This window comes from Hydrogenophaga sp. (genome assembly GCF_014773545.1).
GTDB lineage: Bacteria > Pseudomonadota > Gammaproteobacteria > Burkholderiales > Burkholderiaceae_C > Hydrogenophaga.
The window spans coordinates 50,851-70,996 of sequence record NZ_SDDV01000001.1 but is presented as its reverse complement, the minus strand read 5'-3'; the positions used below and the strand labels follow the sequence as shown (position 1 = coordinate 70,996).

20 protein-coding genes and 1 pseudogene are annotated in these 20,146 nt (G+C 63.7%); 13 read left to right on the top strand and 8 right to left on the bottom strand.

All coding sequences use genetic code 11. The features are described from left to right. The first annotated feature begins 28 nt into the window (after positions 1-28). Both EST26_RS00325 and EST26_RS00320 read left to right on the top strand, forming a co-directional pair. Positions 29-220, top strand: coding sequence for a hypothetical protein (locus EST26_RS00325; RefSeq protein WP_291064442.1), 192 nt, complete (start codon positions 29-31; stop codon positions 218-220). Beyond that, positions 217-489, top strand: coding sequence for a hypothetical protein (locus EST26_RS00320; RefSeq protein ID WP_291064441.1), 273 nt, complete (start codon positions 217-219; stop codon positions 487-489). Before EST26_RS00325 ends, EST26_RS00320 begins: the two co-directional genes overlap by 4 nt. A gap of 47 nt (positions 490-536) precedes the next feature. Here the strand turns inward: EST26_RS00320 and EST26_RS00315 are convergent, their stop codons facing one another. The 6 genes and pseudogenes from EST26_RS00315 to EST26_RS00290 form a co-directional block, all read right to left on the bottom strand. Further along, on the bottom strand, positions 537-1,742 hold the full coding sequence (locus EST26_RS00315; protein WP_291064440.1) for a M20 aminoacylase family protein: 1,206 nt from the start codon (positions 1,740-1,742) through the stop codon (positions 537-539). An 82-nt stretch (positions 1,743-1,824) separates the two neighbouring features. Beyond that, positions 1,825-2,079: an acyl-CoA-binding protein gene (locus tag EST26_RS00310; protein ID WP_291064439.1), complete on the bottom strand. Its 255-nt coding sequence runs from the start codon at positions 2,077-2,079 to the stop codon at positions 1,825-1,827. 68 nt (positions 2,080-2,147) lie between these two features. Beyond that, a complete protein-coding gene (locus EST26_RS00305) occupies positions 2,148-2,918 on the bottom strand; it encodes a type III pantothenate kinase (RefSeq protein ID WP_291064438.1) in 771 nt (256 codons plus the stop codon). Positions 2,919-2,970: 52 nt separating this feature from the next. After that, on the bottom strand, positions 2,971-3,396 hold the full coding sequence (locus EST26_RS00300; RefSeq protein WP_291064817.1) for a rhodanese-like domain-containing protein: 426 nt from the start codon (positions 3,394-3,396) through the stop codon (positions 2,971-2,973). 201 nt (positions 3,397-3,597) lie between these two features. After that, positions 3,598-4,110 (bottom strand): annotated as a pseudogene (locus EST26_RS00295) (MBL fold metallo-hydrolase); the annotation flags it as partial. 19 nt (positions 4,111-4,129) lie between these two features. Further along, a complete protein-coding gene (locus EST26_RS00290; protein ID WP_291064437.1) occupies positions 4,130-4,375 on the bottom strand; it encodes a metal-sensing transcriptional repressor in 246 nt (81 codons plus the stop codon). A 244-nt stretch (positions 4,376-4,619) separates the two neighbouring features. Here EST26_RS00290 and aroE point away from each other — a divergent pair, with 244 nt between their 5' ends. Continuing rightward, the gene (gene aroE, locus EST26_RS00285; RefSeq protein ID WP_291064436.1) at positions 4,620-5,456 is read left to right on the top strand and encodes a shikimate dehydrogenase; all 837 of its coding nucleotides are present in this window, start codon (positions 4,620-4,622) and stop codon (positions 5,454-5,456) included. Positions 5,457-5,518: 62 nt separating this feature from the next. Continuing rightward, positions 5,519-5,977, top strand: a complete 459-nt coding sequence (gene aroQ / locus EST26_RS00280) for a type II 3-dehydroquinate dehydratase (RefSeq protein WP_291064435.1) — start codon at positions 5,519-5,521, stop codon at positions 5,975-5,977. Positions 5,978-5,998: 21 nt separating this feature from the next. On the opposite strand, the gene EST26_RS00275 is transcribed toward aroQ, so the two are convergent. Both EST26_RS00275 and aroC read right to left on the bottom strand, forming a co-directional pair. Beyond that, a complete protein-coding gene (locus EST26_RS00275) occupies positions 5,999-7,165 on the bottom strand; it encodes an MFS transporter (RefSeq protein WP_291064434.1) in 1,167 nt (388 codons plus the stop codon). Positions 7,166-7,204: 39 nt separating this feature from the next. Then, positions 7,205-8,305: a chorismate synthase gene (aroC, locus tag EST26_RS00270; protein WP_291064433.1), complete on the bottom strand. Its 1,101-nt coding sequence runs from the start codon at positions 8,303-8,305 to the stop codon at positions 7,205-7,207. A gap of 244 nt (positions 8,306-8,549) precedes the next feature. On the opposite strand from aroC, the gene EST26_RS00265 reads away from it, so the two are divergent. The 9 genes from EST26_RS00265 (at position 8,550) to iscR (ending at position 20,127) form a co-directional block, all read left to right on the top strand. Next, on the top strand, positions 8,550-9,143 hold the full coding sequence (locus tag EST26_RS00265; RefSeq protein WP_291064432.1) for a hypothetical protein: 594 nt from the start codon (positions 8,550-8,552) through the stop codon (positions 9,141-9,143). A 268-nt stretch (positions 9,144-9,411) separates the two neighbouring features. Further along, positions 9,412-9,768 carry an ATP-dependent Clp protease adapter ClpS gene (gene clpS, locus EST26_RS00260; protein WP_291064431.1) on the top strand — a complete coding sequence of 119 codons (357 nt, stop codon included), beginning with the start codon at positions 9,412-9,414 and terminating at the stop codon, positions 9,766-9,768. Between the two features lie 91 nt (positions 9,769-9,859). Beyond that, the gene (clpA, locus tag EST26_RS00255) at positions 9,860-12,196 is read left to right on the top strand and encodes an ATP-dependent Clp protease ATP-binding subunit ClpA (protein WP_291064430.1); all 2,337 of its coding nucleotides are present in this window, start codon (positions 9,860-9,862) and stop codon (positions 12,194-12,196) included. Positions 12,197-12,316: 120 nt separating this feature from the next. Further along, entirely contained in the window at positions 12,317-13,750 is a 1,434-nt protein-coding gene (locus EST26_RS00250; RefSeq protein ID WP_291064429.1) for a circularly permuted type 2 ATP-grasp protein, read from the top strand. A gap of 3 nt (positions 13,751-13,753) precedes the next feature. Continuing rightward, positions 13,754-14,716 (top strand): alpha-E domain-containing protein, encoded by a 963-nt coding sequence (locus tag EST26_RS00245; RefSeq protein WP_291064428.1) that lies wholly within the window; start codon positions 13,754-13,756, stop codon positions 14,714-14,716. 123 nt (positions 14,717-14,839) lie between these two features. Next, positions 14,840-16,186 (top strand): TIGR03862 family flavoprotein, encoded by a 1,347-nt coding sequence (locus EST26_RS00240; RefSeq protein WP_291064427.1) that lies wholly within the window; start codon positions 14,840-14,842, stop codon positions 16,184-16,186. A 69-nt stretch (positions 16,187-16,255) separates the two neighbouring features. After that, on the top strand, positions 16,256-17,140 hold the full coding sequence (locus EST26_RS00235) for a universal stress protein (protein WP_291064426.1): 885 nt from the start codon (positions 16,256-16,258) through the stop codon (positions 17,138-17,140). A 117-nt stretch (positions 17,141-17,257) separates the two neighbouring features. Further along, positions 17,258-19,369 (top strand): excinuclease ABC subunit UvrB, encoded by a 2,112-nt coding sequence (uvrB, locus tag EST26_RS00230; RefSeq protein ID WP_291064425.1) that lies wholly within the window; start codon positions 17,258-17,260, stop codon positions 19,367-19,369. Between the two features lie 221 nt (positions 19,370-19,590). Continuing rightward, on the top strand, positions 19,591-20,127 hold the full coding sequence (iscR, locus tag EST26_RS00225; RefSeq protein ID WP_291064424.1) for a Fe-S cluster assembly transcriptional regulator IscR: 537 nt from the start codon (positions 19,591-19,593) through the stop codon (positions 20,125-20,127). The last annotated feature ends 19 nt before the right edge of the window (positions 20,128-20,146 follow it).

Sequence of the window (20,146 nt, the reverse complement as noted above, 5' to 3'; positions counted from 1 at the left end):
ATAGGGTTTACCTACGGAGGTTTTGGCCATGGAAATGAAACGGCAAGAGGTGCGAGACGAGCGATATGCCTTGGGAGATTTTGGCGATGCGCGCTTAAAAAAACGGCAGCGGAACTGCATGAGCGGCTGGTGGGCGCGCAGCAAGTTTGTCTGCGGCAACTGGGTGGGAATCGTGCGGGAGAGGTTCGCTTTGGCCGGTTTTTGGCTAATCCGCGCGTGAGCGTCGAGGAATTGATCGATGGTGCGTGTGCCGATATTGGCATGCGCAGTCGTGGTCGGCATGTGTTGGCTATTCAGGACAGCAGCGAGATCAACTTTCAACGCCACGCCAACCGGGTGAGCGGCTTGGGCACGCTCGGCAATGGCAGCGATCTGGGCTTCTTTATCCATCCGTTGCTGGTGGTGGATGCCGATGAGTCCGCCTGTCTGGGGCTGGCACATCTGCACCTGTGGCAGCGCACGCTGGATCGATACCGTCGTTGCCGGTAAAAAGCGCCTGACTGATGCGGCAATGAAACCTATTTGGGGACGATGCACTAGCCCAGCCAGCGCTCCACCAAGCGCACCCAGTACGTCGCGCCGAGCGGAATCAGCTCGTCGTTGAAGTCGTAATGCGGGTTGTGCAAGGTACACGGGCCCAGCTCGTGCCCGCCGCCTGAGTAAGCGCCCCGGTGCGCGCCCTCGCCATTGCCGATGAACACGTAACAGCCAGGGCGCTGCTGCAGCATGTAGGCAAAGTCTTCCGCGCCCATGGTGGGCTCTTGCGGCAACACCTGCTCGCTGCCCAGCAGGTCGATCAGCACGGTGCGCGCCAATGCGCTGGGCTGCGGGTGGTTGATGGTGGGCGGGTAGTTGCGCTGAAACTGAAATTCACAGCTGGCACCGAAGGCGGCACTGGTGTGCTGCGCCACCTCGCCCATGCGGTGCTCGATCAGGTCGAGCAGTTCGTTGCTGAAGGTGCGCACCGTGCCCTGGATTTCACAGCGCTCGGGCACCACGTTGGTGGCCTCGCCGGTGTGGATCATGGTGACCGAGATCACCCCCGCTTCCACCGGTTTTTTGTTGCGCGTGATGATGGTCTGAAACGCCATCACCATCTGGCAGGCCACCGGCACCGGGTCGATGCCGTTGTGTGGCAGCGCGGCGTGCGCGCCCTTGCCCTGGATGACGATGCGAAATTCATTGCTCGACGCCATCACCGGACCGGGACTGACGGCAAAGCTGCCGACCGGCAAGCCCGGCCAGTTGTGCATGCCAAACACCGCCTCCATCGCAAAGCGCTCGAACAAACCGTCCCGAATCATCTCGCGTGCGCCGCCACCGCCCTCTTCGGCGGGCTGAAAGATCAGATAGACCGTGCCGTCAAAATCGCGCTGGGCGGCCAAGTGCTGCGCCGCCGCCAGCAGCATGGCGGTGTGGCCGTCGTGGCCGCAGGCGTGCATTTTGCCGGCGTACCGGCTGGCGTGGGCAAAGTGGTTGTGCTCTTGCATCGGCAAGGCGTCCATGTCGGCACGCAAGCCGATGGCGCGGCCGCAGGCCCCGGCGTCGCGCCCACGCACGACACCCACCACCCCGGTGCGGCCCAGTCCACGGTGCACCTCGATGCCCCAGTCACCGAGCTTTTGCGCCACCAGTTCGGCGGTGCGCAGCTCCTCGAAACACAGCTCGGGATGGGCGTGTATGTCGCGCCGCAGCGCCGCAATGCCTGCCGCCTGGGCCACAAGGGATTCGATCAGTTGCATGCTTGGGCCTCGCAAAGTTCAAAAGCGCATCGTAGCCAAAACCAGTCTCGGCGGCTGCCCGCCCCTGCGGCCGACTGCTGCCTCAGCGCAAGGACTCGATCAGATCGATGTATTGCTGCATCGCCGCAGCGCCCGGTGTGCCCTTGAGCCGGTTCCAGGCGTCCCATTTGGCGCGCCCGACCAGGTCGGAAAAGCCTGGTTTCTGGTCCACGTTATCACCTGCTGTGGCTTGCTTGAAGAGCGCGTAGATGTTGAGCAGCGTGGCATTGTCAGGGCGCTCGCTCAGGCCTTTGGCATGGGCGGTGGCGGCATCAAAACGGGTTTGAAGGTCGGACATGGGGATTTTCTGCTCAAAATGGCCGTTGGCGGCGCGTTCGACTGTAACTCAAGGGCCAGGCAAACCGTTCAGCCCCTGCCCAGCCGCTGCTGCGCAATTTCCAGCAGACCGTCAAAAATAAGGCTCTCGACCAGTTCCACCGGCATCGACATACTAGGCGCCATTTTCCAACCGGCGCCTCCGGTCATGTAAACCACCGGCTCGCCGGCACAGTGGCGGCGCAGGTTTTCCACCATGCGTTGCACCGCCCCGGCAATGGCAAAAGTGCCACCGCTGGTGAGTGCGTCGCTGGTGTTGGTGGGAAAGTCGCGCACCTCACCCGTGGGCACGTGCAGCCCGGCGGTGCCCGACTCGAGCGCGCGCAGCATGATGCCGTGCCCGGGCAGGATGATGCCACCCAGAAAGCGGCCGCTGGCGTCGATCGCCTCCACCGTTACCGCTGTGCCCACCATCACCACCACGCAAGGCCGCGCCGGACCGCGCGAGAGCAAACGCTGGCGCGCACCAATCATTGCGACCCAGCGGTCGCAGCCGAGCCGGGCCGGATGATCGTAGCCATTTACCAGTCCCGCCTCGGCGCTGCTGGAGACCACCCACTGCGGCGCCACGTCCCACATCTCGAGTTGGTCTTCGATCCGGCGCCTGACAGCGTCAGCAGCGACCACGCAGCCCAGCAGCGCACTCGGTACCGGCAGTCCGCGCCAGTCGCCGTCCGCGAGCTTGTCGATGTTTTCCAGAAACTGAGCCCCGTGCGCGAGCAAACGCGCGCTGGGGCGGGGCGCTTCGTACAAAGCCCATTTCAGACGGGTGTTGCCCACGTCGAGAGCCAGAAATCTCATGCGCGCAGAGCTTGTTCGTTCAACACATCCATACAGGCAGCAACGCGCTGCCTCAGCTCTGCCGCCAGGGCAGGCCGTGGTAGCGCCAGCCGCCGCTGTGGCCACGCTGCGCGCTGGCGTCGAGGTCGCCCTCGAAGCCTTCCAGGATGTTGTAGGCCTGCAAACCAAGTTCGGTGGCCCGCTTGGCGCCGGCGATCGAGCGCACACCACTGCGGCACAGCAGCAGCAGCTTTTTGCCTGCGGCACCCGCTTGCCGCAAGCCCTCGTCAAAGGCGGGATTCGGCACCATACCAGGCCAAGTCTTCCAGGGCAGCGCCTGCGCGCCGGGGACAGAACCGACCCACTCACGCTCGGCGTCGGTGCGCACATCCACCAGCAGCGCCTGGCCTGACTGCACCCACTGCCAGGCCAGTTGGGGCGTCACGTCGCCGGCGTAGCTGCCCTGATGCACGCCCTGCGCCGGGCGCGGCTGCAGCAGCCAGGCACCGTCGGCGTCGTGCCGGATGCCAGACTTGAGATTGGCCGGCACGGCTTCGTCGATCCGGCGCGGTTTGGGCAAATTCAGCGCATCCATCAGGGCCACGAATTCGGCCTCGGTCTTGCCCGCCAGACGGGCATTGTTGGCCTTTTCGCGCCCGATGCTGGAGTGGCTGCGCCCCTGGTAGTCGTGCCCGGGCCAGACGGTGGTGGCATCGGGCAGGGCAAACAACACCTGGGTGATGCTGTGATACAGGTCCTTGGCGCTACCCGACTGAAAGTCGGTGCGACCGCAGCCGTTGATGAGCAAGCTGTCCCCGGTGAAGACGTGAGCAGCGTCCGGGGATTGCCAGAGAAAACTCATGCTGCCGGCGGTATGACCCGGCGTGTGCAGGGCCTGCAGCGTTTGACCTCCAAAGCGCAGCGCCGCGCCGTGTTGCAGCTGCACGCTCGCAGTGCCAATGCCGCAACCCTGCGGAGCCGCGGTCTGGCAGCCGGTGAGCTCGGCGAGTTTGGCCGCGCTGGTGATGTGGTCGGCATGGGCATGGGTTTCCAGCGCCCAGACCAGTTTGAGTCCGTACTCGCGCAGCGCAGCCAGATCGCGTTCAAGCTGCTCGTCCACCGGGTCGATGATGAGCGCCGCGCGCGTGTGCGGGTCGAACAGCACATAGGTGTAGGTGCTGGAGTCGGCATCAAAGAGCTGGATTGGATTCATGCCAACCTGTACCTCTGCATCAGGAAAAACGCGCCAACATGTCGGCAATATCGTCCGGCGGCAGGTCGCCTTGCGCGATGATACAGCCGACCATGGCGTAGAAGGACTTGTCCAGGGCCTTGCGCGCCGCTGTCAGTTGCTGGGCCACTTTTTCACAATCGGCACCGGTTTCGATCAGGTTCTGGACACCGCGCAACTGCCCCTCTACGCGCTTGAGTCGCAACACTAATGCTCGTTTGCGTTTGGGGTCGTGGACGGTGGTCATGGGGGATGATGAACTGGTGTCGACTGGATGCAGCGCGCCCAGCGCCGAGGCGCAGCCGGCACAAGGGTGTGGGTCGGGGCATTTTAAACCCTGTCTGCAAAACGACGCGGCGTCATGACATGGACCCATACACAGACTCGCCCCCGCCTTGCGGCTCATGCCTCGTGAGACAAGGCCGCAAGCGCTCCGACCTCCACCGGCCAGCGACAATGGGTCTTTTTCCACCCTGCCGCAACGCCCACCCATGCCCGCCACCTGCACCCCGGACCGCTACGCCGTCATCGGCCACCCCATTGGCCACAGCAAGTCGCCGCAGATTCACGCCGCGTTTGCGCAAGCCAGCGGCCAAATCATGGCGTACAGCGCCATCGAAGCCCCGCTGCACGGCTTTGCCGCCACCGTGCTGGCGTTTCGCGCTCAGGGCGGGCGCGGCGTCAACGTGACGCTGCCCTTCAAGCTGCAAGCGCTGGCCCTCGCCAGCGACGCGCTCCAGAGCGCACGCGCAGCGGGTGCAGCCAACGCGCTGAAGTTCGAGGGCGATCGCATCTGGGCGCAAAACTTCGACGGCGTCGGGCTGGTAAACGACATCCAGTGCAACCTGGGTTTTTCGCTGGCGGGCAAGCGCGTGCTGTTGCTGGGCGCGGGTGGAGCTGCGCGCGGCGCCATCTTGCCGCTTGCGGCGCAACGGCCGGCGCTGCTGGCCGTGGCCAACCGCAGCGCCGACAAGGCGCACCGCCTCAAGCGCGACTTTGCCGCCCACGTCGAGCTGCAAACCGGTGGCTTCGATGAGCTGGCGGGCGAGGTGTTTGACCTGGTGCTCAACGCCACCTCGACCGGCCTGTCGCACGCCGCCCTGCCCTTGCCAGCCCATTTGTTCGCAGCCGACGCGCTGGCCTACGAACTGGTCTACGGCCAGGGGCTGACGCCTTTTTTGCGACAGGCCCGCGCCGCCGGCGTACACCAACTCGCCGACGGCGTCGGCATGCTGGTCGAGCAAGCGGCCGAGGCGTTTGCATGGTGGCGCGGCGTGCGCCCGCAGACCCGGCCGGTGATAGCGCGTCTGAGCGTGCCGCTGGTTTGAGAGGCTGAGCCAAGCTTTGCACCGCCCTCAAGAGCGCGGTTTCAACCGGAGCTAGTTTTACGATGAAAAAAATCCTGATCCTCAATGGCCCGAATCTGAACCTGCTGGGCACACGCGAACCCGCCCTGTATGGCAACACCACGTTGCCTGAACTGGAGGCGCTGTGCCAGGCCACGGCGAGCCGACTGGGCTTTGCCGCCGAGTGTTTTCAGAGCAACTGGGAAGGCGCTCTGATTGACAAAATTCACGACTACGGCCGCCTGTACCAGGCCGGCGCGGCGCTGGGCTGCGTGTTCAACCCGGGCGCTTTGACCCACACGTCGATTGCCCTGTTCGACGCCATTCAAGCCGTCGCCGGTCTGCCAGTGATTGAGTGCCACATCTCCAACGTGCACGCGCGCGAGAGCTTTCGCCAGCACTCTTGGGTCTCGCCGGCGGCAGCCGGCATCGTGATCGGTTTTGGCGTACACGGCTACGCACTGGCCATCGAGGGTCTGGTGCGCAAATACGGCGCGCCCTAGCGGCCTGGGCCGCTCTGGCGCTCACGCTGCGCGCGTCAGCCCACGCAAGCGCAGCGTGCAAGCCAGGGCCAGCAGCGCGCAGACCAGACCCAGCCAGAACACACTGGCCAAGCCGTAGACCGATGCCAGCAAGCCGCCTCCCAGGCCACCCAACACGCCCGGCAGACCGTAGCCGAACACGGTGTAGAGCGCCTGTCCACGCCCGCGCAGGCGCCCCGGAAAATGCTGCGAAAGCAAGGCGATGCAGACCGTGTGGTGTGCAGCAAAAGTGATCGCGTGCAGGGCCTGCGCCAGCAGCAACAACGGCCACACCAGCGGCAGTCCGGCGGTCAGGCCCATGCGCAGCGCCGTCAGCACGGCCGCCAGCACCAGCCAGCCACTGAGTGACAGGCGCGGCAACCAGCGCGCCTGGCTGAAAAACCAGGCGATCTCGATCAGCACCGAAAACGCCCACATGAGGCCGATCACCACTTTGCTGTAACCCAGTGAATCGAGATAAAGCGAGAAAAAAACGTAGATGACGATGTGCGCCAGCAGGTGAAAGAACAAGGCCAGAAAAAACCAGCGCACCGGCGGCCGGCGCAGCACCGGCCACACGCTGGGCTGACTGGATTCGTGCTGCGCGGCCTCGCGCACATCGGGCAGCAGCCAAACGCAAAGCAGCACGGCGGCCAGCGTAGCCAGCGTCCAGGCAGGAAAATCAGACAGCCCAAAGCGCTCAAACCACCAACCGGCGGCGACCACGGTGAGCAAGAAACCCAAGGAGCCCCACAGACGCACGCGGCCGTAACGCCGCGCATCAAAAACCCCGTCCTGACTGACCAGGTGCGCCAGCGCCGCCTCGCTCATGGGCATCATGGCGCTGGTGTGGCTGAACATGAGCAGCAGCAGCACGAACAGCGCGACGCCACCAGGTTCGAACCACAGGCCCAGCGACAGCAACAAGGCCAGCGTGGCGCAGTAGCGCAGCAGCCACACGCGCTGGCCGGTGTAATCGCTCAGCGAACCCCAGAGGTAGGGCGCGAACAGGCGCGTCGCCGACGGCACCGAGACCAGCACGCTGATCGCCAGCAGGCCAAAACCGAGTTCATCCAGCCACAGCGGCAAATAGGGGTTGAAAAATCCGATGTGCGCGAAGTAGCTCGCCGAAAGGGCTGCAAAAGGCAGCAGTTGACGGCGTTTGACCACGGCGAAAGTGCTGCCGAACAACGGCCAGCAGGCGCAGCATCAGCGGCGCGACAGCGCTGCGATGTCGGGCGTGGGCACGCGCACGTCGCCACACTGCGCACGCTGGCGCAGCGCATGATCCATCAGCACCAGCGCCAGCAAGGCCTCGGCAATCGGTGCGGCGCGCAGGCCGACACAGGGGTCGTGCCGGCCCTTGGTGATGATCTCGCTGGGCTGGCCGGACAGGTCAATGCTGGGGCGCGGAATCAGAATCGAGGGGGTCGGTTTGATCGCCAGCGCCACCTCCAGGTCTTGCCCGGTGCTGATGCCACCGAGCACGCCACCGGCGTTGTTGCCCACGAAACCATCCGGCGTCAACGCATCGCCGTGCGTGCTGCCGCGCTGGCTGACGCTGGCGAAACCGGCGCCGATCTCGACCCCCTTGACGGCGTTGAGTCCCATCATGACGCGGGCGATGTCGGCGTCGAGCTTGTCGTACAGCGGCTGGCCCAGGCCAACGGGCACCTGCTGCGCCACCACGCGCAGGCGCGCGCCGCACGAGTCGCCGCTTTTGCGCAGCGCGCTCAGATAATCCTCCAGTGCCGAGACGTCAGCCAGCGGAGCAAAAAACGGGTTATTCGGCACGTGCTGCCAGCCTTCGAACGCCAGCGGCAGCTCGCCCAACTGCGTCAGGCAAGCGGCAAAGCGGGTGCCGTATGTTTGCAGCAGCCACTTCTTGGCCACCGCAGCGGCGGCCACCGTGGGCGCCGTCAGGCGCGCCGAACTGCGGCCGCCACCGCGCGGATCGCGAATGCCGTATTTTTGCCAGTAGCTGTAGTCGGCATGGCCGGGCCTGAAAGTCTGCGCGATGTCGCCGTAGTCGTGGCTGCGCTGATCGGTGTTGCGAATCAGCAGCGCAATCGGCGTACCGGTGGTCTGGCCCTGGTAGACGCCAGAGAGAATTTCCACTGCGTCGGGTTCCTTGCGCTGCGTCACATATTTGGATGTGCCAGGGCGGCGGCGATCCAGGTCAACCTGGATGTCGGCCTCGCACAAGTCCAGGCCGGGTGGACAACCGTCGATCACGCAGCCAATGGCCGGACCGTGAGATTCACCAAAATTGGTGACACAAAACAAAGTACCCAGGGTGTTGCCGCTCATGCCCGCGATTATCCGGGATAGCGCGCGCAGCAGTCGGCGCCTGCGCGTCGGCGGCAGCAGCGGGCTGCGCGCACGCCCAGGCCAGACACCCGGCCCAGACGGGCGCCCAGCGCGTGCGGCTCTCAGCGCGCGCTGGCGTCGCCGCTGGCGCCTCGCATCGCACAAGTGTCACAGACATCGGCCACACTGAACCGCTCTTGATACAGATGAAGAACTGGAGCGGGCACTCGGGTGTCCGGATGTGATGGAGTACCTTCTCAAAACCGACAAGGCCGTAGCCGAGTTGAGCTCACGCCAGCGCACGCTGGGGCTGAAAGAACGCGCGCTCTTGCTGCTGGCCGACGGCAAGAAAACCGGCCCCGAACTGGCCAGCCTGGTCCAGGCCGAAGCCACACTGATCCACGCGCTGCTCAACCAGGGTTACCTGGCCCCAGTGCGGATTCCTGCGCCGCAAACCCCAGCCAGCGCCAAGGGCAAGACACAGCCAGTGCCTGCCGCCACGGCCAGCACGCCAAGCGTTCCATCGCCAGCCGGGGAAAAACCACCGGCCCACCCTGCGCAGCCCGTGCGTGGGGCCGCCGACACCTTTGATGGAAAGCGCTCGCTGGTCACGGCACGCATGTTTTTGTTCGACGTGGCTGAGCGCATGTTTGCCCGGCGTGACCCGGCGCTGGTGGTGGCCATGCGCGAACAGTTCAGGGGTGCGCACGACCGCGAATCCCTGCAGTCCGTGGCCCGCGAGTTGTTGCAGCGCATCGAAACTGAAGCGGGTTCAACCCGTGCCGATGACATCAGCGCCCGGCTGGCCATGCTGCTGCCGGACGACATCGCCGCATAGGTGGTGCAACATTCGTTCTGTAATTTCCCGGCCCCCTGAAACAGGACTCGCTGCGAAGTACTTCTGATTTCTGTTTTTGATTTTTTTTCATCAGACCCCTTCCAGGCCGCCAAAACAGCACGCGCCCGAAACGAGGGCCTGCTGCGACAGGGTACGCAATCGCACGGAACCCGACAGCTTGTCTGAGGCGGCGGCTCCTGGTGTGGTGTGGCGCGCTGGCATTTTTCGAGCGCGAGCGGGTTGGGATGTCCTGGGTAAAATGGCTCGCATGGCACCCAGGAATCCCAAACAATCCGCCCCACCGCTGACCCAACCCAGAGCGGACGGTGACGATGCGGTGGTGCTCGAACGTCGCAGCCAGCGCACCCAGCCGCCGCAGATGTTTCAGGTGGTGCTGCTCAACGACGACTTCACGCCGATGGAGTTCGTGGTGCAGGTGCTGCAGGAGTTTTTCAACAAGGATCGTCAGGCCGCGACCCAGATCATGCTCAAAATTCACCTGGAAGGCAAAGGCATTTGCGGGGTTTACAGCCGTGATATCGCCAACACCAAGGTCGAGCAGGTGCAGCAAGCGGCCCACAGCGCCGGTCATCCGCTGCAATGCCTGAGCGAGCCGATTGAATAATTAACAACACGCCCCACCTGATACGCCGCTTTCGCGTAATCTTCGGTCAAGCGCTGCGTTTGACCTCACCACCAGCCCAAAGGACGTGACCATGATTGCCCAGGAACTTGAAGTCAGCTTGCACATGGCCTTCGTCGAAGCCAGGCAGCAGCGGCACGAATTCATCACCGTCGAGCACCTGCTGCTGGCCTTGCTCGATAATCCCAGCGCGGCCGAGGTGTTGCGCGCCTGTTCAGCCAATCTGGACGATTTGCGCAAGTCGCTGGCCCACTTCATCAAAGACAACACACCGCAGGTGAGCGGCAGCGATGAGGTGGACACCCAGCCCACGCTGGGTTTTCAGCGCGTCATTCAGCGCGCCATCATGCACGTGCAGTCGACTGGCAACGGCAAGAAGGAAGTCACCGGCGCCAACGTGCTGGTGGCGATTTTTGGTGAAAAAGATTCGCACGCCGTCTACTACCTGCACCAGCAGGGTGTCACGCGGCTGGATGTGGTCAATTTCATTGCGCATGGGATTCGCAAAAGCGATCCGCCCGAACCCAGCAAACCGGGCGAGGGTGCGGCCGACAACGAAGAAGCCGGAGAAGCCAAGTCGAACGAAAAGGCTTCCCCGCTGGAGCAGTTCACCCAGAACCTGAACCAGCTCGCCAAAGACGGCAAGATCGACCCGCTGATCGGGCGCGATTACGAGGTCGAACGCGTAATTCAGATTTTGTGCCGTCGGCGCAAAAACAACCCGCTGCTGGTGGGCGAGGCCGGCGTCGGCAAGACCGCCATTGCCGAGGGGCTGGCCTGGCGCATCACCCAGAACGAGGTGCCCGAAGTGTTGGCTCAATCGCAGGTCTATTCACTCGACATGGGTGCCTTGCTGGCCGGCACCAAATACCGGGGCGACTTCGAGCAGCGCTTGAAAGGCGTGCTCAAGTCGATGAAAGACAAACCGAACGCGATTTTGTTCATCGATGAAATCCACACCCTGATCGGCGCCGGTGCGGCCTCGGGCGGCACGCTGGACGCATCCAACCTGCTCAAGCCCGCACTCTCCAGCGGCATGCTCAAGTGCATTGGCGCCACCACCTTTACCGAATACCGCGGCATTTTCGAGAAAGACGCGGCGCTCTCGCGCCGCTTCCAGAAGATCGACGTGGTCGAGCCGTCGGTAGAGCAGACGGTGGACATCCTCAAAGGTCTGAAGTCGCGTTTTGAGGAGCACCACAACGTCAAGTACGCCCTGGCGGCGCTGCAAGCGGCGGCCGAACTGAGCGCCAAATACATCAACGACCGGCACCTGCCCGACAAGGCGATCGATGTGATCGACGAAGCCGGCGCGGCGCAGCGCATTCTGCCGCTGTCCAAGCGCAAGAAAACCATCACCAAGACCGAGGTGGAGGAGATCGTGGCCAAAATTGCCCGCATTCCACCCGCCAACGTCTCCAGCGACGACCGCAGCAAGCTGCTCACACTTGAGCGCGATCTCAAAAGCGTGGTGTTCGGTCAGGACAAGGCGCTTGAGGTGCTGGCCTCCAGCGTCAAGATGGCGCGCTCTGGCCTGGGCAAGTCCGACAAGCCGATCGGCGCCTTCTTGTTCAGCGGTCCTACCGGCGTTGGCAAGACCGAAGCGGCCAGACAGCTTGCCTACATCATGGGCATCGACCTGATCCGCTTTGACATGTCGGAGTACATGGAGCGCCACGCGGTCAGTCGCCTCATTGGTGCGCCACCCGGCTACGTGGGTTTTGACCAGGGGGGTTTGCTGACCGAGGCGGTGACGAAAAAGCCGCACTGTGTGCTCTTGCTCGACGAGATCGAAAAAGCGCACCCCGACATCTTCAACGTGCTGTTGCAGGTGATGGACCACGGCACCTTGACCGACAACAACGGGCGCAAGGCCGATTTTCGCAACGTCATCGTCATCATGACGACCAACGCCGGCGCCGAGACCATGAATAAGGCGAGCATCGGCTTTACCAACCCGCGCGAGGCGGGCGACGAGATGGCCGACATCAAGCGCCTGTTCACGCCAGAGTTTCGCAACCGGCTCGACGCCATGGTCAGCTTCAAAGCGCTGGACGAGAACGTCATCATGCGGGTGGTGGACAAGTTCTTGCTGCAGCTCGAAGGCCAGCTCGGCGAGAAGAAAGTCGAGGTCACGTTCACCGACGCGCTGCGCAAACACCTGGCCAAGAAGGGCTTTGACCCGCTGATGGGTGCGCGCCCTATGCAGCGACTGATTCAGGAGATGATTCGGCGCGCCCTGGCCGACGAGTTGCTGTTTGGCCGCCTGACCGAAGGCGGGCGCTTGACGGTGGACCTGGAGAGCAAAACCGACGAAGCGGGCAAGGACGTGCAAGAGGTCAAACTCGACATCCAGCCGCTGCCCAGGAAAGAGGGCAAGGCCAAGCCCGAGGAAGCCACAGCCGGTTGAGCGTTCTTGGTTGGCACGGCGCTTGCTTTAGTCAAGTCAGTATAAATACCGAGCGCCTGCCGCACCGACTGTCTCCCCTGCGTGGTTGGTGCGCGGCGCGTGCAACCCACGAGCCCACCGATGATTGATGAAATGTATGCATCACCCGACCAGGTTCGGGTGCATTACCGCAACTACGCCCGCTGGTTGGCGAAACAACCCAATGCAGTGATGGCGGCGCGGCGCGAAGAGGCGGAAATGATTTTTCGCCGCGTCGGCATCACTTTTGCGGTTTATGACGAACAAGGCACCGACGCCAGCAACGGCGGCACCGAGCGCCTGATTCCCTTTGATCTGATCCCGCGCATCATTCCGGTGCACGAGTGGGATCGACTGCAGGCCGGTTTGGTGCAGCGCGTGAGCGCGCTGAACCGTTTCGTGCACGACGTCTACCACGAGCAAGAAATCATCCAGGCCGGCATTGTCCCGGCTGAACAAGTGCTGCACAACGAACAGTTTCGCCCCCAGATGATAGGTGTGGCCGTTCCCGCCGGCGTGTATGCACACATCGCGGGCATAGACATCGTGCGCGCACCGAACGCCCAGGGCGAGGGCGAATACTTTGTATTGGAAGACAACCTGCGCGTGCCCAGCGGTGTGTCGTACATGCTGGAAGACCGCAAGATGATGATGCGCTTGTTTCCCGATCTGTTCGGCGAAAACCGCGTCGCCCCGGTGGCGCACTATCCCGACTTGTTGCTCGAGACCCTGCGCGCCGTCGGCCCGGCCACCACGGCCGAGCCAACCGTGGTGCTGCTCACGCCCGGCATGTACAACAGCGCCTATTTCGAGCACGCTTTCCTGGCGCAGCAAATGGGCATTGAATTGGTCGAGGGGCAAGACCTGTTCGTGAAAGACAACTTTGTCTACATGCGCACCACGCGCGGACCGAAACGGGTTGACGTGATTTACCGCCGTGTCGACGACGATTTTCTCGACCCGCTGGTGTTTCGCCCCGGCTCCCAGTTGGGCTGTGCCGGGTTGCTGGACGTCTACCGCAACGGTAACGTGACGATTTGCAACGCGGTCGGCACCGGGGTGGCCGACGACAAGTCGATCTATCCCTATGTGCCGCAGATGATCGAGTTCTACCTCGGTGAAAAGCCGCTGCTCAGCAATGTGCCCACCTTCCTGGGGCGCAATCCGCAAGACCTCAAGTACATGCTGGCGCACCTGGGCGAGTTAGTGCTCAAAAAGGTGCACGGCGCCGGCGGCTACGGCATGCTGGTCGGACCGGCCGCCAGCACGGCCGAGATCGAAGCCTTTCGCCACGTGCTGCTGGCCAAACCCGAGAGCTACATCGCCCAGCCCACCCTGGCGCTCTCGACCTGCCCGACCTACGTGCAAAGCGGCGTGGCGCCGCGCCACATCGATTTGCGGCCGTTCGTGCTGTCGGGCAAAACGGTCCAGATGGTGCCGGGCGGCCTGACCCGCGTGGCGCTGAAAGACGGCTCGCTGGTGGTCAATTCTTCGCAGGGCGGAGGCACCAAAGACACCTGGATTCTTGAGGACTGAGCCATGCTTTCTCGCACCGCCGACCACCTGTTCTGGATGTCTCGCTACACCGAGCGAGCCGAGAACACCGCCCGCATGCTCGACGTGAATCACCAGACGGCGCTGCTGCCCTTGTCGGCCGTCGTGGCCCAGCAAGGCTGGGAGGGCCTGCTTGCCATCAGCGAACTGGTGCCGCTCTACACCGCCCGGCACGGCGCCGCCATTGCACCGCGCCAGGTGCTCGACTTCATGGTGCGCGACGAAAACAACCCCTCGAGCATCGTCGCCTGTTTGCGCGCGGCGCGCGAGAATGCCCGCGCGGTGCGTGGCGTGCTCACCACAGAACTCTGGGAGACGCAGAACCAGACGTGGCTGGAGATGACCCGCTTGCTTGGCAGCGACGAGTTCGAGCGCGATCCAGGCCGGTTTTTTGAATGGGTCAAGTACCGCTCGCACCTCTCGCGTGGCGTGGCAGTCGGCACCATGCTGCAAGACGAGGCGTTTCACTTCTACCGCATGGGCTCATTTCTGGAGCGCGCCGACAACACGGCGCGTTTGCTCGACGTCAAGTTTCATGCGGCGCAGAACGATTTTTTTGGTGCGGTGCGCGAAACCGAGCAGGAATACGACTTCTACCACTGGAGCGCCATTTTGCGCAGCGTCAGCGGCTTTGAGGTCTACCGCAAGGTCTACCGCGACGTCATCTCGCCCGAGCGCGTGGCCGAGCTCTTGATTCTGCGCGCCGACATGCCGCGCAGCCTGGCCGCCAGTCTCAACGAAGTGGTGAACAATCTCAGCGTGGTGGCCAACGACCATTCGGGTGAAACCCTGCGCCGCGCCGGCAAGCTCAAGGCTGACTTGCAGTACGCTCGCATCGATGAAATTCTGGCCACCGGCCTGCACGCCTTTCTGACCCAGTTTCTCGACCGGGTGAACGAACTCGGCCGTCGCATCAGCAAAGATTTTCTACTGCCAAACGTGCACTGAACCCGATCTGCGCTTTGCCCGGGGACTTAAAGCCTGCGACAAGCGCGCGCGGCGGCCCTGCCGCCGATGGCTGCTCGGGCCAGGCAAACAGCGCTGACCCGTGACTGAGCGACCTGCATCCGCATGGACCATTTGTCAACCCGACCGCCGAACGCGTGTGCGCCTGTCGCCGCCGGCAGCGCCGCTGCGCCGCTGGACGTGGCCGTCATCGGTGCCGGAGCGGCCGGCCTGATGGCCGCCCAAGTGCTGCAAGCAGCCGGCCAGCGTGTGCATTTGTTCGACGCCATGCCTTCGGCTGGACGAAAATTTTTATTGGCCGGCAAAGGCGGCTTGAACCTGACGCACGCCGAAGCACCGGACGCCTTCATCAGCCGCTTTGGCGCGCGCGCCGAGGTGCTGCGCCCGCTGCTGCAAGCCTTTGGTCCGCAGGCCGTGCGCGATTGGGCCGCAGGTCTGGGCATAGACACATTCATCGGCAGCTCGCAGCGCGTCTTTCCGCTCGACATGAAAGCCGCGCCGCTGCTGCGCGCTTGGTTGCAGCGGCTGCGTCACAGCGCGCTGGCGGCGCCAGCGGTGCAGTTTCACATGCGGCATCGCTGGCTGGGCTGGGCCGAAGACGACCCCGGCACGCTGCGTTTTGCCACCCCGCAAGCCCTGCTGGCTGTGCGTGCCAAAGCCACCGTGCTCGCCTTGGGTGGGGCGAGTTGGGCGCGACTGGGCTCTGACGGCGCCTGGGTGCCCCACTTGCGCCAGGCCGGGGTGGCGGTGGCCGACCTGCTAGCCAGCAACTGTGGCTTTGATGTGGCCGGTGCGGCTCTGCATGGCCAGACGGAGGGTTGGAGCCCGCACTTTGCCAGCCGCTTTGCCGGTCAGCCGTTCAAGTCGGTGGCGATTGACTGCAAGGACTCATGCGGTCAGCGATTTTTGCGCCAGGGAGAACTCGTAGCCACCGCCACGGGCGTAGAAGGCAGCCTGATCTACGCCGCATCGGCCTTGCTGCGCGATGAAATCGCCCGCAACGGATACGCCACGCTGGCGCTCGACTTGCTGCCCGCGCGCAGCAGCGAGCAGGTGCTGGCGCAACTGAGCCATCCGCGTGGCTCGCGCAGCCTGTCGTCGCACTTGAAAAGCCGACTGGGGCTAGACGGCATCAAGCTCGCCATCCTGCACGAGTTGCTGTCCAAAGACGTGTTGCACGACCCGCCCCGCCTGGCGGCTGCCCTTAAAGCCTTACCGCTGCGCCTGCTAGCGGCGCGCCCGATCGATGAAGCCATCAGCAGCGCCGGTGGCGTCACGTTTGAGGCGCTGGACCGGCAACTGATGGTCAAACACCGGCCCGGCCTGTTCTGCGCCGGCGAAATGCTGGACTGGGAAGCGCCTACCGGCGGCTATTTGCTCACCGCCTGTTTGTCCAGCGGCGTGGCCGCCGGGCAAGGTGCGGCCCGGTACCTGGCCGATAATCCCACATAATCGGGTTCGCCGCAGTTGCTTTATCAACCGTCGGCAAACCCAGAGAACCTCTCAGTGGAGAAGATGGTCATGACGACAATTCGCAGCATAGTGGCAGCCACCGATTTTTCGTCCGGCTCCAACGCCGCTCTCGAGCGCGCCTTGCAACTGGCGCTGGCGCACAAGGCCTCGCTGTGCCTGCTGCATGCCTGCGATGCAGGCGCCTGGAGCCGGGTCAAAAGCATGTTTGCGCCAGGCAGCCTGAGCGCCGCTGCGCCCCCTTCAGCCTCCTTGCTGCAAGAGCGCCTCAACGCGCTGGGGCAGGAACTGAGCGAGCGCGCCGGTTGTGCGGTTCCTGTGCATTTGAGCCTGGCGCCGGCGCACGAGGCGATCAAAGACCGTGTGGCAGCGCAAGGGGCTTCATTGGTGGTGCTGGGCTCGCGCGCAGAGCCGGCCCTGATAGGCCTGGGCAGCACGGCGTCCAAGGTCGCCCACGCGGGCGTTGCACCGGTGCTGATCGTGCGCAGTGCAAGCGCGCAGCCCTACACCAAAGTACTGACTGCACTCGATATGCGCGACGGCGCGGCGCACACCGCTGCAGCCGCGCTCGGTCTGTTTCCGGCTGCCCACCATTATTGGCTGCACGCCCTCGATGGCGCGCTGGCCAAAATTCACGGCTTCGGCGGCATGCCCAAGGAAGGGCTCAGGGTGTTGCAAGACGCGCTGGAGTCGCACCTCAAGCAACAGATGGAGCAACTGGCGCAGAGCTTGCAGGCACAGGCCGCGCATCCGATCGATACCGAAGTGGTCGACGACGTGGCAGCGCGTGCCGTCGTTGCCATCGCAGCCGAATTGGCGGTCGATTGCGTCGCGATTGGCCACCACAGCGAGCGCTCGCTCGGCCAGCGCCTGCTGGGCAGCATGACGCAGCATGTGCTGCACCAGACCCGCTGCGACGTGCTGGTGATCCCCTGAGGTTTTTCATCCTGCAGCCGGCCAGCTTGAGACTGACTGGTCCCGATGGATCTGGTCGGCTCAAAGCCGGATTTGGCTTGCGGGCGTGGCCTGGCAGCGCTGCGGCACAATCGACGCATGTCCCTGCTGTCGCCTTCGCCAACCACGGACTTTGCGGCCGTCAATGAAGTGCCCGCCCAGGGCGAGTGGGTGCGCTTTGCCGGCTCGCCGTTTAAGCTCTTCATGCCCTACCCGCCCGCCGGCGACCAGCCCGAGGCGATTGACCAACTGGTCCAAGGCATACAGCACGGCGAGGTGTTCCAGACCTTGCTGGGGGTGACCGGCTCGGGCAAAACCTTCACCATGGCCAACGTGATCGCCCGCCTGGGCCGCCCGGCCATCGTGTTTGCGCCCAACAAGACGCTGGCGGCCCAGCTCTACAGCGAGTTTCGCGAGTTCTTTCCGCACAACGCGGTCGAGTATTTCGTCAGCTACTACGATTACTACCAGCCCGAGGCCTACGTGCCGCAGCGCGACTTGTTCATCGAGAAAGACAGCGCGATCAACGAGCACATCGAGCAAATGCGCCTGTCTTGCACCAAAAGCATTCTGGAGCGGCGCGATGTGGTGATCGTGGCGTCGGTGTCGGCCATTTACGGCATCGGCAAGCCCGAGAGCTACCACCAAATGGTACTGACGCTGCGCAGCGGCGACAAAATCGGTCAGCGCGATTTAATCGCGCAACTGGTGCGCATGCAGTACACGCGCAACGAGCAAGACTTCTCGCGCGGCAAGTTCCGCGTGCGCGGGGACACGATCGACGTCTTTCCGGCCGAACACTCCGAACTGGCGATCCGCATCGAGTTGTTCGACGACGCGGTCGAGGCACTGCAACTGTTTGACCCGTTGACCGGCCGCCTGCGGCAGAAAATACCGCGCTTCACGGTCTACCCCAGCAGCCACTACGTGACGCCGCGCGAGCAGGTGCTGCGCGCGGTGGAGGCGATCAAGCTGGAATTGAGCCAGCGCTTGCAAGAGCTGCAGGCCATGGGCAAGCTGGTCGAGGCGCAACGGCTCGAGCAGCGCACCCGCTTCGACCTGGAAATGCTCTGCGAGCTGGGCCACTGCAAGGGCATAGAGAACTATTCGCGCCATCTGGCCGGCAGCGCCGCTGGCGAGCCGCCGTCGACCCTGACCGATTACCTACCCAAGGACGCGCTGATGTTCCTGGACGAAAGCCATGTGCTGATGGGCCAGTTTGGCGGCATGTACAACGGCGACCGGGCGCGCAAGACCACACTGGTCGAATACGGTTTCCGGCTGCCCAGCGCGCTCGACAACCGGCCGCTCAAGCTGGAGGAATTCGAGCAGCGCATGGGTCAGGTGGTGTTCGTCTCGGCAACGCCGGCCGACTACGAAAAAACCCACTCGGGTCAGGTGGTCGAACAACTGGTGCGCCCAACCGGCCTGGTCGACCCCGAGCTTGAGGTGCGCCCGGCCACGCATCAGGTGGACGACGTGTTGCAGGAAATTCGGCTGCGGGCAGAAAAAAGCGAGCGCGTGCTGATTACAACGCTGACCAAGCGCATGGCCGAGCAACTGACCGACTATTTGACTGAAAACGGCGTCAAGGTGCGCTACCTGCACAGCGATGTCGACACGGTGGAGCGGGTCGAGATCATTCGTGACCTGCGCCTGGGTGTGTTTGACGTGCTGGTCGGCATCAACTTGCTGCGCGAGGGCCTGGACATCCCGGAAGTCTCGCTGGTGGCGATTCTGGACGCCGACAAGGAAGGTTTTTTGCGTTCCGAGCGCAGCCTGATACAGACCATAGGCCGTGCCGCGCGCAACCGCCACGGACGCGCCATCTTGTACGCCGACCGCTGCACCGGGTCGATGAAAAAGGCGATCGACGAGACCCAGCGCCGCCGCGTCAAACAACTGGCCTACAACCAAGCGCATGGCATCGAGCCGCGCAGCATCCAAAAACCCATCCGGGACTTGATCGACGGTGTCTACAGTGAAAAGTCAGATCGGCAGGTGCAGCGCCAGGCGGCCGCGATGGCCGACCTGGCAGGCAGCGAAGAAATGAGCGAGCGCGAGCTGGCGCGCGAGATCAAGCGGCTGGAAAAACGCATGCAGGAGCACGCGCGCAACCTGGAGTTTGAGCAGGCCGCGCGCCTGCGCGACCAATTGGCACACCTGAAAGAGCGGGTGCTGGGTGCCAGTGGCGCCGACCACGTGGCCTGAGAGCGCAGATGCACAGAGCACACCCATGTGGCCGCCAGCCACTGCGCTGGCTGGCGATCAAGACATGGGTTTTGCGGTATACTCGACGAAAATAGTCGGGAAAAGAAAACGCAGGGAATTCAACCCGGTTGACCAGAAAAGCTGTCCTCGCAAGGTTTTTCAGGCACGTCTTGCGCAGATCGATCGAACGACGTTCGGGCCCATTTTTCAAGGAGCTTGCCATGCGCCTCACGACCAAAGGCCGCTTCGCGGTCACTGCCATGATCGACCTGGCCCTGCGCCAGCACAGCGGTCCGGTCACGTTGTCCGCCGTCAGCCAGCGCCAGCAGATTTCGCTCTCTTACCTGGAGCAGTTGTTTGGCAAGCTGCGCCGCAACGAACTGGTCGAATCGACCCGGGGGCCGGGCGGTGGCTATACGCTGGGCCGCAAGGCCACAGAGATCAGCGTGGCCGACATCATCGTTTCGGTCGACGAGCCGATTGACGCCACCCAATGTGGCGGCAAGGAAAACTGCCTGGGTGCAGGTCAGCGCTGCATGACGCACGATCTCTGGGCCACACTGAACGCCAAAATGGTCGATTTTCTGAATTCGGTGTCGCTGCAGTCGCTGGTCGACGAGCAGCTTGCCAAGGGGGTGGTGGTGGAAAGCAACCCGCCCAGCATCAAGCGCGCCATCTCCAGTCCGTCGGTGGTCAAGCCGATTCGGGTCAATGCGCCCAATTCCGTCTTTGCTCTGGGGTCGGCGATGTCCAAATAAACCGACGCTCCGCCGTCGA